This window comes from Pedobacter changchengzhani (assembly GCF_004354365.1).
In the GTDB taxonomy this organism is placed as follows: Bacteria; Bacteroidota; Bacteroidia; order Sphingobacteriales; family Sphingobacteriaceae; genus Pedobacter; species Pedobacter changchengzhani.
In genome coordinates this window covers 168,249-180,951 of the sequence record NZ_SJCY01000008.1, presented here as the reverse complement: position 1 = coordinate 180,951, position 12,703 = coordinate 168,249, and the positions used below count along the sequence as shown (strand labels likewise).

The following is a 12,703-nucleotide window of genomic DNA, read 5'->3' as shown; positions in this document are numbered from 1 at the left end:
CCTAAATAAAATATTGCCTAATGTTGCTCATAAATAATTCTGGCGGTTGGCATGGTCTTTTAGTAGTTTTATTAACGAAAACCAATGTAGTATGGGCAATATTTATGAGTTCATTCAACTCGTTATAAATTTCGTAATCTACCCTTAAACGCACGGTAGGCAATTCTTTTACAATCGATTTAACTGTTAAAACCTGATTGTACAATGCGGGTTTTAAAAATTTAGATTGCATTTCTAAAATAGGCAACATAATGCCCTCTTTCTCCATCGTTTCGTAACTAATGCCCGACGAAGCTTCGAAACATTCTGTGCGTGCTATTTCATAATACAGCGCATAATTGCCATGATGAACAATGCCCATTTGGTCAGTTTCGGCGTAACGCACCCTAACTTTGGTTTCGTGAGAAAACATTATTTAAAAATATTGCGTTTGTTTAAAGCTTCGCGATATTTTTTCGCATTGATAGAATGTTGTTCTTTTGTGGATGCGAAATTATGGTAACCGGAAAAATCATCCTTCGCGCACATATAAATGTAATCGTTTTGCTCACGGTTTAAAACAGCATCAATTGCATTAATACTTGGCATCATTATAGGTCCTGGCGGTAAACCCGCATATTTGTATGTGTTGTATAACGATTGTATCTGGAGCAATTTACCGGTAACGCGTTTAACGGTAAAATCATCGTTGGCAAAAATTACCGTTGGATCTGCCTGCAATAAAATGCCTTTATTCAACCGGTTTAAGTATAATCCGGCTATAATAGGCATTTCTTTATCGTACAAGGCTTCTGCATCAACAATCGAAGCTAAAATATCAACCTGTATTGGCGTAAGGTTTAAGCTTGCAGCCTTTTGTTTGCGTTCTGCATTCCAAAACTTTTCATATTCCTTGTGCATCCTATCCATAAAAACAACTGGTTGTGTATTCCAATTTACTTCGTAAGTATTGGGAATAAACATGGCGTAAATATTATCTTGGTTAAAACCATATTTACTAATCAATTGCAATGAATCAATTGCGGTAATAAAGCTTAAAGAATCAACCTCCAAATTTTGTGCTAAATAGGCCGCAAAATTTTCTTTCTTACGGATGTTATGAATTTTTAGTTTAACTGCCTCTTGGTTGCCACTCTTAATCATGTTAATTAAAACACGGTTGCCATAGCTGGTTTTTAAAGCATACCTGCCGGGTTTTAAGCTAGATGCTAACTTCATTTTTGAAGCTGCAGTTTTAAACGATTCTACATCTTTTAGCAAGTTCTTTTTTTCTAAACTTGCAAATAAATCATTTATACTGCTGCCTGTTTTTATGTACAAATATTTTTCACTGCCCGATACATTGGGCGATAAATAGGTATTGTAGGTTCTATATCCAAAATATCCTATCACTAATAAACCAATTGCAACAACTGCTAAAACAGTTTTTTTGCCACTGCTCATTTTTGTTTTTTCTTGCTCAATCATACTATTGTTGTGGCGTTTTATTAGATAATGTAACGTTAATTCTGGTGCCGATAGAAACTTTCGAAACGGAATCGACTAGCATTGGATCTTGTTTCACAATTACGGCATTTGTACTGTCGGTAATAGCGCCTTCGTACATCACTTGGCCTAAAGTTAGCATCGATCCTTTTAAGCTAAATTTAGCTTCATCAATTGTTAAACCAACCAATTGTGGTATGTCAACTTCGCCACTGCCTCGTCCATCACCTAAAACCAAGTCAATTCTCGATCCCACTGGCAACGATTGGCCCATTGCGATAGGTTGACCACCAAATGATGCCTGCAAAACTACATCTTTAGCTACATCGGGTTTATAAGTGGTATCGCCCACTTTAAGGCGCGAACTTTCTAAAATTGCTTGTGCTTCTCGTAGCGATTTTGTTTCAATATCAGGAAATTTGGTATTGGGTGTTTTCGAAGAATTTATGGTAAGATAAATTGTTCTGTTGTCTTTCACAAAGGTAGTTGCATCAGGGTCTTGATCAATTACTATACCCGGAGGTTTATCCATAATGTAAACCGAATCTACCTCGTACTTTAAGCCCGCATCTTCCAGTTTTTTAACTGCATCGGCAAAATTTAGTCCCTTTACCATGGGTACGTTTAAACCTTCGCCATGTTTGGTGTAATAACGTAAACTAAAAAACGCAATCCCTAGCAAAGCAACTACCGTAATAATAGCACCTAATAAAGTATTTCGAAAGGATGGGGTTTTTATATAATCTATAAATTTAGACATGAATTAATTTTGCTGTGGATTAATTATAAACCCAAATGTAATTATTTTAATGGTTGAATGAATAATTTTGACGCTGGTGTTATGTTAATTGTTTCTATCAAAACTAAATATTAAACAAAGATATTTATATTTTTGGGGATATAATTTACAATCGATCAATTTCTCGTTTAGATTAATAGTATGAAAAAAATAATAGCTTTATTAGCTGGCGGTACAACAGGCGAGTGGGTCGTATCTGTAAGGAGTGCTTTAACAATTGCACAAAATATTGATACAGAATTATACGAAGTATATAAAATTATGATGAACGATTCGGGGTGGTTTTACGAGCCTTCAGATTCGGTTAAGATAGACATTGATAAAAATGATTTTTCTTTAATGATTGAAGGAAGGAAAATAAAATTTGACGGCGTGTTTATCGCAATTCATGGCTCGCCGGGAGAGGATGGCAAGTTGCAAGGGTATTTTGATATGCTGAACATTCCTTACACTGCTTGTAATACTTTAACATCATCTATTACCATGAATAAGCATTATACAAAAGTGATTGTTGATGGAATATTGAATTTACATAACGCAAAATCGGTTCATGTTTTTAAAGGTGGCAGTTACAGCATCGATAAAATTAATACGGATTTGAAATTGCCCTATTTTGTAAAACCAAATAACGGTGGCAGCAGTATTGGCATGAGTAAAGTTAAACATGCTGATGATTTATCGATGGCTTTAGAAAAGGCTTTTAACGAAGATACGCAAGTTTTAATTGAAGAGTTTGTAAATGGAAGGGAGTTTTCTGTCGGTGTTTTTAAAGCCAATGGTAAAATTAAAGTGCTACCTGCCACGGAAGTGATTCCCGCTAACGAATTTTTCGATTTTGATGCAAAATACACGCCCGGTGCTACCGAAGAAATTACCCCAGGAAGAATGAGTGCACCTGAGTTAGAAATGGTGGCGCAAATTGTGACAGATGTTTACGAAAAGCTAGGCTGTAGGGGTGTAGTTAGGGTAGATTATTTTTTAGAACGCGAAACCGGAAAGTTCTTTTTTATAGAAATTAATACCATTCCGGGGCAAACGGCAACTAGTTTTATTCCGCAACAAGTGGCAGCTATGGGCATTACTTTAAAAGAATTTTATACGCAATTGATGAAAGAAACTTTAGGTTAGTTAAGAGGATTTTCATGAGTATAGCTGACAACTATTACGCTTTTTTGACTAAAAGGAGATAACTAATCTATAAAAAAAGATACTTTATGCAAGCATAAACTTAATAATTACACGTTGCTGTAAAATAATAGTCAATCTCAGTTTTAAGTGATTTTTGTCACAATTTATAGTTTAATAAGACTTAATTTTGATTTCAAGAAAAACACAACATGCCCGAGTTATCAAAATTTCAAGCTGTACTTCAATCTAAATGTCCACGTTGCCGCAAAGGCGATATTTTTACAGGTGCAACTTATGGTTTTAAATTGCAAAAAATGAACGATCATTGTGCGCATTGCAACTTAAAATATGAACGTGAACCCGGCTATTTTTATGTAGCCATGTTTGTAAGTTACGGCATGACCTGTGCAGAAATTATTGCTTTGGCTGTTGGTGCACATATTTTCGGTTTACAGCTAACGTTCGAAAATTTGTGGAATTTTGTCGCCGTTATTTTTACAGGGTTGTTATTGCTATCTCCAATAAATTTTAGGTATTCGAGAGTAATTTTATTGCATTGGTTAACACCCGGTTTAGGTTATATACCCGAAAAGGAGAAGGTTTAATCGGTTTATTTACAGTGTATTATTGATTTTTTGATTTAGCTCAGTATTTTAAATTGGTCGGCATCTTTTAAAAAAGGAAATTGTCTTCTATTTAGAATTAGCTCTTCGTAATTGATGCTAAAAGTGTATAAATCTTCATCTTCTGGTTTATAATAAACAGTTTTTCCATAAGGATCAATACACATTGAATGCCCACTATGGTAAATTTGATTGCCATCATGGCCAACTCTATTTACACCGATAACGAAGCATTGGTTTTCGATTGCACGTGCAGGAATTAAAGCGCGCCAATGCGAAGAACGCTTATCAGGCCAACTGGCTACCAACAATAAAATATCATATTCTTGATCAACATTTCTTAGCCAAACCGGAAAACGCAAATCGTAGCAAATGGCCAATCTAATTTTCCAGCCTTTTAGTTCTACAATAAGTTTATCTTTTCCTTGGTCATAATTTTTGTCTTCATCGCCTAAGCCAAAAAGGTGTCTTTTGTCATAATGTTTATACTCGCCGTTTTTATCCATCCAAATTAAACGGTTGTAATATTTATCTCCGTCTTTTATAATTAAGCTGCCGGTCACCACACAATCATACAATCTAGCCATTTTCTCCATCCACTGCATTGTTTTTCCATCCATTTCTTCGGCCAATGCCGCCGCATTCATACTAAAGCCACTGTTAAACATTTCGGGCAGTACAATTAAATCCGTTTTCTCTCTAACGCCCATAGAAAGCCTTAACGTTAAATTTTTGAGATTTTTTTCTATGTTTTCCCAAAAAACATAAGCTTGAAATACTGTAACTTTTAAGTTTTCTATTTTAGTGTATGCGGGAGCTTCCATATATTTTATATCGTGTTTTTAAACTAAATTAATTTTTTGCGCAGCAGCCAAAAGCGTCTCATCTTTTTTAGCGAAACAAAATCTAATTATTTTATAATCTGTACCTTTTTGGTAAAATGATGAAACAGGAATGGTAGCAACACCAAAATCTTTTATCAACCTAATGCAAAAATCCTTATCACTTTCATCGCTAATATCTTGATAACTTGCGCATTGAAAGTAAGAACCATTACAAGGTAATAAATTTAAACGACTATCTTTCAGCAACGATGTGAAGTAATCTCGTTTTTTTTGAAAAAATGAAGCCAAACTTAAATAATGTTCTGGGTTACTCAAATAAGTTGCAATTGCTTGTTGCATCGCGCTATTAACACTAAAAACGTTAAATTGATGGACCTTTCTAAATTCAGTGGTTAATTTTTCTGGAGCCAAACAATAGCCAAGTTTCCATCCCGTAGTGTGTAAAAGCTTCCCAAATGATGCAACAACAAAACTCCTTTCCTTCAATTCAGGATAGCGCATTACACTTTCATGTTTTTGTCCGTCAAATATCAAATGCTCGTAAACTTCATCACTTAAAATAAGAATATCAGTACCTTCTGTAATTTTAATAAGTTCTTCTAAATCAGATTTTTTTAAAATACTTCCTGTTGGGTTTTGGGGCGAGTTGATGATAATCATTCTCGTTTGGGCGCTAAAAAGCTTTTTAACCATATCCCAATCGATTGAATATTCGGGCGGAGCCAGTTCATAAGTTTTAACTAAACCACCTAATAGTTTTATAGTGGGTGCATAACTGTCATACGCGGGTTCAAAAATGATAACTTCATCGCCATGATTAATAATTGCAGTTAATGCAGTAAATATGGCTTGCGTGCCTCCGGCTGTTACCGTTATTTCTGTGTCGGCGTTGTATTTTACTTGATATAGGTTTTCGATTTTTTGCGCAATTGTTTCTTTTAAAAACATGGAACCGGGCATTGGCGCATATTGATTATAGCCATCTTGCATTGCTTTACTAACTAAGTCAGTCAATAACGGATCGCACGGATAATCAGGGAAACCTTGAGATAAATTTATAGCATTATTTTCAGTAGCAAGCTTAGACATTACAGAGAAAATTGTTGTGCCTACGCCGGGTAATTTAGACTGGATGTTTAACATATTGGAAATGAAGTATTGAAAGAAAACAATTTTAAAAGTAAGTTAAAAGATAATTATTGATGAATCTTTTGAGCGACAATTTAATTAAGTATTAAAAATAGCATTGCCTGTTGTATATTTATAAACGGATTACTACACACTAAATTGCTTGTGTATTATAAGCTAGGTTTAATTTTTTAGCAATCATTTTTCTGCCAATAAAAAGGCAAAATAGCGATGTTAATGTTGCAATTGCCATTACCAACGGCATTGGGATGGTCGAATTTTCGACTTTAATACTCACCATTACTGATGCGAAGGCACCAAGCCCCATTTGTAATGCACCCATTAATGCAGAGGCACTGCCGGCATTTTTGCTAAACGGTGCCAATGCTAGCGCCGCTGCATTTGGGTTTATTAAACCCAAACAAGCCAAATATGAAGCGATAAAAATAATTGTAGTATATAAACTTAGCCAATTATTTAAAGCAAAAATTAAAAAAAGTAAACTTACAACACACTGCGCCATTAAAGCCCAAGTAATAATTTTATTGCTGGTAAACCATTTTAAAATAATACTGTTTATTTGACTAGAACCTATAAATGCAACGGAAAGTAGGGCGAAAATCCATCCGTAGCCTGTTTTGCTTACCTCATAAATTTTCATAAAAACAGTGGGCGATGAAGATACATAAGCAAATAAACCCGAAAAAGTTACCGAACTAATTAACGCATACGTTAAAAATTGAGGTTCTTTTAATACCAATAAAAAGTTATTTAAAATGGGTTTCGGTTTTAACGAATAGGATGGATCTGGCTTGTAACTTTCTGGTAACTTGTAAATGGTAGCTAAAAGCATTAATATGGCCATAAAACCCAAAAATACAAATACATATTTCCAGCCGAACGAAGCGATTAAATAACCTCCAGCTGTTGGTGCGAGCATGGGCGATACTGCAATAACCAGCATTAACGAGGCAAACACTTTCGGACTTTCTTCAACAGAAAATAAATCCCTAACCATCGCAATTGAAGCTACTGCAGTTGCACAACTTCCAATGGCTTGTATAAAACGTAAAACAATTAGTTGATCTACATTTGTTACAGCTAAGCAACCAAAAGATGCCATAATGTAAAGTGCGAGTCCAAAATACAAAGGCTTTTTTCGGCCAAATTTATCTAAAAGTGGTCCGTAAAGTAGCTGACCAATAGAAATACCTATAAAAAACGACGACAATGAAAGGGAAACTAAAGCTTCGGTTGTTTTTAAATCGTTGGCAATATCGATAAAACCCGGCAAGTACATATCGATAGAAAAAGGGCCTAATGCAGCTAACGATCCGAGAATGAGAATTAAATAAAAGTGCTGTTTTTTTGGCATTTGTTTTTAAATTTTTTGAAGGCGCAAAGATTGAGAGATTAAATTGCTAAACCTAATTTTTGAGTGGGTAAAAACTTAATAGGACAGCACCAACCGTATCGAGAAAAACCACATAATTTTTAAAAACTATTTTTGAAATCCAGCTAGAACCATTGTGATTCATATTTTAACATTTAATTGTTTTATATTTAAACATTTAAGCCAAACGTTGGTGAAACCGTACTTAATAAACTTTTGTATTTTTCTGATTTTAATTATTATGAACTCTATGAAGAACATTTAACAGGAGCCGAATATAGAAAATTACCTTACGGGCCCGTTCCGCAAAAACTCGACTCGATATTAAATCAGATGATTGAGAATGCTCAAATTCAAAAAATAAAAACTGAATTTAGAGGCTTTTCTCAAAAACGATATTTGCCTTTGGAAAAAGCCGATTTAACAAAGCTTAAGGCTAGTGAGAAAGATGTGATTGATAAGGTTATAGCACAAATGAGCGATTGGTCTGCCAATACAATAAGTGATTATTCGCACAAAGATTTACCTTGGAACGTTACAGAAGATGGCAAAAACATAGGTTATGAATTTGCATTTTACAGGGAGTTACCTTATTCTGTAAGAGTGTATGATGAAGATGACAATTAATGGATTTCGATTCACTTACCGAGTTTAATAGAGATTTAAAATTTTTATTAAAAAAGTATAGGACTTTGGAGGGTGACCTACAGATTTTAACAAAAATTTGAAAAGTTAGACCAAATCAACAGCCTCCATTTATTTTTGTTATTGATAATTTAGGTTTGAAGACTTGTGTTATTAGCGTGAAGAAAATAGCTTGCAAGTCATTAAAAGGTAGAGGTACAAACTCCGGCTTGAGATTAATTTATGCCTACTTTGAACAAGAATCCAAAATTATTTTCATCGAGCTTTACCACAAAAATGATAAGGAGAATGAAGATAGACAACGCATTTTAGACAATTTTAAGTAACTGCAAGAGGCCAGATTGCGCTGGCCTTTTTACAAATAATAAATTAAATAAAAGTTAGCTTTAAATAAATGTTAAAGCGCAACTAATTCTTCAGCATGAATGGTTTTTGCGATTTCTTCTTTGTTAGCAACTTCTTTGCCTGTATAAGCAATAAATACATTTTCATCGATTAACAAATCTCTGTTTTTAATTAAATTTTCTAATTTAACTGTACCAATTACATATTTGAAAGCGTTGGCCGCGAAACGCTCACTAATCGTGTCAAACGCTAAAGTATTGATTAAGCCTTCGTCTGAATACCTCAAGTACACTTCTAACAATATATCTTCTGTATGTTTTACATCATTTTCGGAGTGGTATTTTTTGTATTCATAACGGTAATCGTATCGTAAAGCTGCAATGTCCGAAAGTACTGCAGAACCAGTTGGATGGCCACCGGCGCCCTTTCCAAAAAAGAATTGTTTATCAGCAAAAGCACCTTGAACAGTTACCGCGTTATATTCGTTCTCCACGTTAAATAAGAAGTCATCTTTAGTAACCAACTTTGGTAAAACATAAGCAACAATATCATTTTTGTTCACTTTAAATGCGGTTGGTACCAATTTTATTTTGTAATTTTTTTCACGGGCAAACTTAATATCATGTGCAGATAAATTTTGGATACCAATGTTTAAAATAGAATCTGGATTGATGAATAAACCATAAGCGTGCGTTGTAGCAATGGCCAGTTTATATTTAGGGTCGTAACCTCCAACATCTAAAATCGGATCAGTTTCTGCAAAGCCCAAATCTTGTGCTTCTTTTAAAGCCGATTCATAGCTTTGATCGTTGTTAAATATTTTTGAAAGGATGTAATTTGATGATCCATTAAAAATACCGCTCAAAGCGTGGAAAAGTTCATTGTCGTAATATTCTTCTAAGTTTCTAATAATGGGGATACTACCGCAAACCGCACCTTCATATAGTAAAGAGGTACCATGTTTTTGTTGTAAATCTACCAATTCTTTCAAATGGGTAGCAATCATTTTTTTATTCGCAGAAACTACATTTTTACCTTTTTTAAGCGCATCAGTTACAATTTCGTAAGCTGCCTCCGCATCGTTTATAAGTTCAACAATGGTATTTATTTCTGGATTGTTTAAAATTTCATCGCGATCTGTCGTAAACAGTTCTTGTTGTAAAGTACGCGCTTTACGCGGGTCTTTTATTGCAATTTTTACAATTTCCAAGTTAAGATTTTGACTTTGGAGAATATCCAATAATCCTTGTCCTACAACTCCAAAACCAAATAACCCAATTTTTAAATTTTTGCTCATTTCAATTCTATTTTTATGCCAGTTTGTTTAACTGGGTTTATCATCTTTGCTTTTTTATAGATGATTTTATGCTGTTTTGTTAAATTTTATAATTTTTTTATTGGTTGAATCTTTAATAAAGTTTCCAATTACATGCGTAAGTGCATCTGTTTCAATTAAAAACCCATCGTGGCCATAATCGGATTTTAGTGCACAAAATTGAGCATCCTCAATATGATCTGCTAAAAATTTTTGTTCAGTTAACGGAAATAACACATCATTTTCAATACCAATAACCAACGTATTTGCTTTAATCTCTTTTAAAGCATCAATAATGCTTTTTCTGTTTCTACCCACATTATGGCTGTCCATCGCTTTAGTTAAATAATAGTAACTGTATGCATTAAAGCGGTTAATTAATTTTTCGCCTTGATAATTTTGATAAGACGAAGCCCTGAAATTATCTGTTTTCTCATTAACACTTTCCAGCTGGGTATTGCCGTAAGCGCTATACGTTCGGTAACTTAAAAGTGCGATGCTTCTTGCAGTTTTTAAGCCTTTAGCACCTCCGTTAGGTTTATTTGCAAAAAAAGTTCTGTCGGTTGTAATGGCTAAACGCTGACTTTCGTTAAAGGCAATTCCCCATGGAGAATGTACTGCATTGGTAGCCATAATTACCAAATTCTCAATTTTATTAGGTTCGGCAATACTCCATTCTAAAGCTTGTTGGCCGCCTAAAGATCCACCAATAAGTACTTTAATATGGTTAATTTCTAAATGAGAAGCCAGTATTTGATGTGCGGAAACTAAATCTCTAATGGTAAACTGTGGGAAAGACAAATAATAAGGTAAACCATTTACAGTATTGGTGCTTAATGGGTTTGTAGAGCCGTAATGAGAACCTAAAACATTTGCACAAATAATATAATGATCGTTTGGGTTGAATAGAGAATTCTCGCCAAATAAACCTTTCCACCAATCTAAAACATCAGCGTTAGCAGTTAGAGCATGGCATACCCAAATTACATTGTTTTTTTGCTCGTTTAATGTACCATAAGTATGATAAGCAATTTGCAAATTTTCCAACTGCTCACCATTCTCCAACTGAAATGATTTTGTATGTTGATGCATGAAATTTGAGTTTTCTAGCTGCTTAAACTCGATGTTATTACTTGTGCTTTGCATTTTATTAGTCCAAATCGGATGTTAAAAATTACCTTAAATTATTGTTAACTTAAATCTAAAGTCCAATTATTTTAAACGCTTGCTCAAAATCAGCTTTGATATCATCTATATGCTCAATTCCAACTGAAACTCTTAATCCATTTGGTTTTACACCGGCTGCAAGTTGTTCATCGGCACTTAATTGCTGATGGGTAGTGGCAGAAGGTTGAATAATTAACGTTTTTGCATCACCAAGATTTGCTAGGTGCGAAATCAATTTCAGGTTATCAATCAATTTTGTAGCATGTTCTTTAGTTCCATTTAGCTCGAAAGAGAGCACAGCACCAAAACCATTGCTTAAATATTTTTTCGCCAAGCTATTGTATTTACTGCTTGCCAAACCCGGGTAAGAAACTTCTTTAACTGCAGGATGATTTTCCAACCAAGTTGCCAATTCTAAAGTATTATCAACATGGCGTTGCACACGGAGTGATAACGTTTCTAAACCTTGTAATAATTGGAACGAATTGAATGGTGAAATAGCAGGACCTAAATCTCTCAATCCTTCTACACGGGCACGGATAATGAACTGGATATTGCCAAACGGGCCACCAATACCAAAAACATCATTAAAAACTAAGCCATGGTAACCATCCGAAGGTTGAGAAAATTGTGGAAATTTTCCATTTCCCCAATTGTAGTTTCCACCATCAACAATTACACCACCAATGCTTGTTCCATGTCCGCCAATCCACTTTGTTGCAGATTCTACAACGATATTTGCGCCATGCGCTAAGGGTTTAAACAAGTAACCTGCAGCGCCAAAAGTATTGTCAACTATAAAAGGAATATCATATTTTTTTGCAATGGCTGCTATTTTATCAAAATCAGGAATACTGAATGATGGATTGCCGATTGTTTCTAAATAAATAGCTTTGGTTTTATCCGTAATTTTTCTTTCAAAATCTTCGGGTTCGTCAGGGTTTGCAAAATCAACCTGTATGCCCATTCTTTTAAAAGCAACTTTAAACTGGTTGTAAGTACCACCATAAACATGGGATGAAGATACGATTTGATCTCCAGCCTCTAAAAAGTTATGTAACGCAATAAACTGCGCTGCTTGGCCAGATGCAACAGCTAAAGCAGCAACACCACCTTCTAAAGCAGCAACTCGCTTTTCAAAAACATCCGTAGTTGGGTTCATTAAGCGGGTATAAATATTACCAAACTCCTTTAAAGCAAATAAATTTGCCCCATGCTCGGCACTTTTAAACCCGTATGATGTTGTTTGGTAAATTGGAACGGCTCTAGAACCTGTTGTTGGATCTATTTCTTGTCCGGCGTGTACTTGTAGTGTTTCAAATTTATGTGTTGACATACTGTTAAATTTTAAAATTAATTATGTTGAAAAGATTGGATTTATTATTTTAAGCATCTCTTTTTCAGGCTTTCTCCATAATTGGAGCATTAAAAAAAAGAAGATTTTTTATTAGGCTACTTGCCGAAACACATGCAAAAATTTGCACAATTATTAATGCAAGCACTAGAAATAGAATTGGTTTTCTGTTTCTTTAAATTTACGTTAGGAATATCGCAAAGCGATTGAAGTTTTAACATTTTCATCAGTTAATTTATATTTCCAAAAAAGCACCATGCTTTTTGGTCAGGATTTGGCACCTTCTCATTTGAGGGTTGCCAGTGGGTCATTGAGCCTGTCTCTTACCACTTCTTTATAAATCAATCCGTGAAGATTGACTTTTATTTAGCTTTCGCCAAATAATATTCCAAATGTGAGAATTATTTTTTAATTAACAAAATATAATTCTGAAATTAATTTAATTCGATAGAAATTTAGGTGTTGATTTTAGTTTG

General features: G+C 34.4%; 12 protein-coding genes and 1 riboswitch. Of the genes, 3 read left to right on the top strand and 9 right to left on the bottom strand.

The window, feature by feature from the left end; all coding sequences use genetic code 11:
- Position 1 precedes the first annotated feature (1 nt).
- Genes EZJ43_RS12320 through EZJ43_RS12310 form a run of 3 tightly spaced genes read right to left on the bottom strand, consistent with a single transcriptional unit; the run spans position 2 to position 2,245 of the window.
- Complete coding sequence (locus EZJ43_RS12320; protein WP_133263019.1) at positions 2-412, bottom strand: acyl-CoA thioesterase; 411 nt, start codon at positions 410-412, stop codon at positions 2-4.
- The gene (mltG, locus tag EZJ43_RS12315; protein ID WP_133263018.1) at positions 412-1,467 is read right to left on the bottom strand and encodes an endolytic transglycosylase MltG; all 1,056 of its coding nucleotides are present in this window, start codon (positions 1,465-1,467) and stop codon (positions 412-414) included. Before mltG ends, EZJ43_RS12320 begins: the two co-directional genes overlap by 1 nt.
- A 1-nt stretch (position 1,468) precedes the next feature.
- Entirely contained in the window at positions 1,469-2,245 is a 777-nt protein-coding gene (locus EZJ43_RS12310) for a PASTA domain-containing protein (protein ID WP_133263017.1), read from the bottom strand.
- Between the two features lie 180 nt (positions 2,246-2,425).
- On the opposite strand from EZJ43_RS12310, the gene EZJ43_RS12305 reads away from it, so the two are divergent.
- A complete protein-coding gene (locus EZJ43_RS12305; RefSeq protein WP_133263016.1) occupies positions 2,426-3,412 on the top strand; it encodes a D-alanine--D-alanine ligase in 987 nt (328 codons plus the stop codon).
- A 209-nt stretch (positions 3,413-3,621) separates the two neighbouring features.
- Positions 3,622-4,017: a DUF983 domain-containing protein gene (locus EZJ43_RS12300; RefSeq protein WP_133263015.1), complete on the top strand. Its 396-nt coding sequence runs from the start codon at positions 3,622-3,624 to the stop codon at positions 4,015-4,017.
- Between the two features lie 35 nt (positions 4,018-4,052).
- Here EZJ43_RS12300 and EZJ43_RS12295 read toward each other — a convergent pair whose 3' ends face one another.
- The 3 genes from EZJ43_RS12295 to EZJ43_RS12285 all read right to left on the bottom strand — a co-directional run bounded on the left by EZJ43_RS12295 (position 4,053) and on the right by EZJ43_RS12285 (position 7,383).
- A complete protein-coding gene (locus tag EZJ43_RS12295) occupies positions 4,053-4,859 on the bottom strand; it encodes a nitrilase family protein (RefSeq protein WP_207924623.1) in 807 nt (268 codons plus the stop codon).
- An 18-nt stretch (positions 4,860-4,877) separates the two neighbouring features.
- Positions 4,878-6,023, bottom strand: a complete 1,146-nt coding sequence (locus EZJ43_RS12290; RefSeq protein WP_133263014.1) for a methionine aminotransferase — start codon at positions 6,021-6,023, stop codon at positions 4,878-4,880.
- A gap of 139 nt (positions 6,024-6,162) precedes the next feature.
- On the bottom strand, positions 6,163-7,383 hold the full coding sequence (locus EZJ43_RS12285) for a multidrug effflux MFS transporter (RefSeq protein WP_133263013.1): 1,221 nt from the start codon (positions 7,381-7,383) through the stop codon (positions 6,163-6,165).
- A gap of 234 nt (positions 7,384-7,617) precedes the next feature.
- Here EZJ43_RS12285 and EZJ43_RS12280 point away from each other — a divergent pair, with 234 nt between their 5' ends.
- Positions 7,618-8,028, top strand: a complete 411-nt coding sequence (locus EZJ43_RS12280) for a Panacea domain-containing protein (protein WP_133263012.1) — start codon at positions 7,618-7,620, stop codon at positions 8,026-8,028.
- Positions 8,029-8,443: 415 nt separating this feature from the next.
- Here the strand turns inward: EZJ43_RS12280 and EZJ43_RS12270 are convergent, their stop codons facing one another.
- From EZJ43_RS12270 to EZJ43_RS12260, 3 genes are all read right to left on the bottom strand, one after another.
- Positions 8,444-9,688 carry a homoserine dehydrogenase gene (locus EZJ43_RS12270; protein WP_133263011.1) on the bottom strand — a complete coding sequence of 415 codons (1,245 nt, stop codon included), beginning with the start codon at positions 9,686-9,688 and terminating at the stop codon, positions 8,444-8,446.
- Positions 9,689-9,754: 66 nt separating this feature from the next.
- Positions 9,755-10,798 carry a homoserine O-acetyltransferase family protein gene (locus EZJ43_RS12265; RefSeq protein ID WP_133263010.1) on the bottom strand — a complete coding sequence of 348 codons (1,044 nt, stop codon included), beginning with the start codon at positions 10,796-10,798 and terminating at the stop codon, positions 9,755-9,757.
- Between the two features lie 109 nt (positions 10,799-10,907).
- Positions 10,908-12,209, bottom strand: a complete 1,302-nt coding sequence (locus tag EZJ43_RS12260) for an O-acetylhomoserine aminocarboxypropyltransferase/cysteine synthase family protein (protein ID WP_133263009.1) — start codon at positions 12,207-12,209, stop codon at positions 10,908-10,910.
- Positions 12,210-12,459: 250 nt separating this feature from the next.
- Positions 12,460-12,570: riboswitch (SAM riboswitch) on the bottom strand.
- Positions 12,571-12,703 lie beyond the last annotated feature (133 nt).

What these genes read in the sequence shown, in the direction of transcription:
- EZJ43_RS12320 (WP_133263019.1), bottom strand. Translation starts at nt 412, where the DNA reads ATGTTTTCTCACGAAACCAAAGTTAGGGTGCGTTACGCCGAAACTGAC.
- mltG (WP_133263018.1), bottom strand. Translation starts at nt 1,467, where the DNA reads ATGATTGAGCAAGAAAAAACAAAAATGAGCAGTGGCAAAAAAACTGTT.
- EZJ43_RS12310 (WP_133263017.1), bottom strand. Translation starts at nt 2,245, where the DNA reads ATGTCTAAATTTATAGATTATATAAAAACCCCATCCTTTCGAAATACT.
- EZJ43_RS12305 (WP_133263016.1), top strand. Translation starts at nt 2,426, where the DNA reads ATGAAAAAAATAATAGCTTTATTAGCTGGCGGTACAACAGGCGAGTGG.
- EZJ43_RS12300 (WP_133263015.1), top strand. Translation starts at nt 3,622, where the DNA reads ATGCCCGAGTTATCAAAATTTCAAGCTGTACTTCAATCTAAATGTCCA.
- EZJ43_RS12295 (WP_207924623.1), bottom strand. Translation starts at nt 4,859, where the DNA reads ATGGAAGCTCCCGCATACACTAAAATAGAAAACTTAAAAGTTACAGTA.
- EZJ43_RS12290 (WP_133263014.1), bottom strand. Translation starts at nt 6,023, where the DNA reads ATGTTAAACATCCAGTCTAAATTACCCGGCGTAGGCACAACAATTTTC.
- EZJ43_RS12285 (WP_133263013.1), bottom strand. Translation starts at nt 7,383, where the DNA reads ATGCCAAAAAAACAGCACTTTTATTTAATTCTCATTCTCGGATCGTTA.
- EZJ43_RS12270 (WP_133263011.1), bottom strand. Translation starts at nt 9,688, where the DNA reads ATGAGCAAAAATTTAAAAATTGGGTTATTTGGTTTTGGAGTTGTAGGA.
- EZJ43_RS12265 (WP_133263010.1), bottom strand. Translation starts at nt 10,798, where the DNA reads ATGCATCAACATACAAAATCATTTCAGTTGGAGAATGGTGAGCAGTTG.
- EZJ43_RS12260 (WP_133263009.1), bottom strand. Translation starts at nt 12,209, where the DNA reads ATGTCAACACATAAATTTGAAACACTACAAGTACACGCCGGACAAGAA.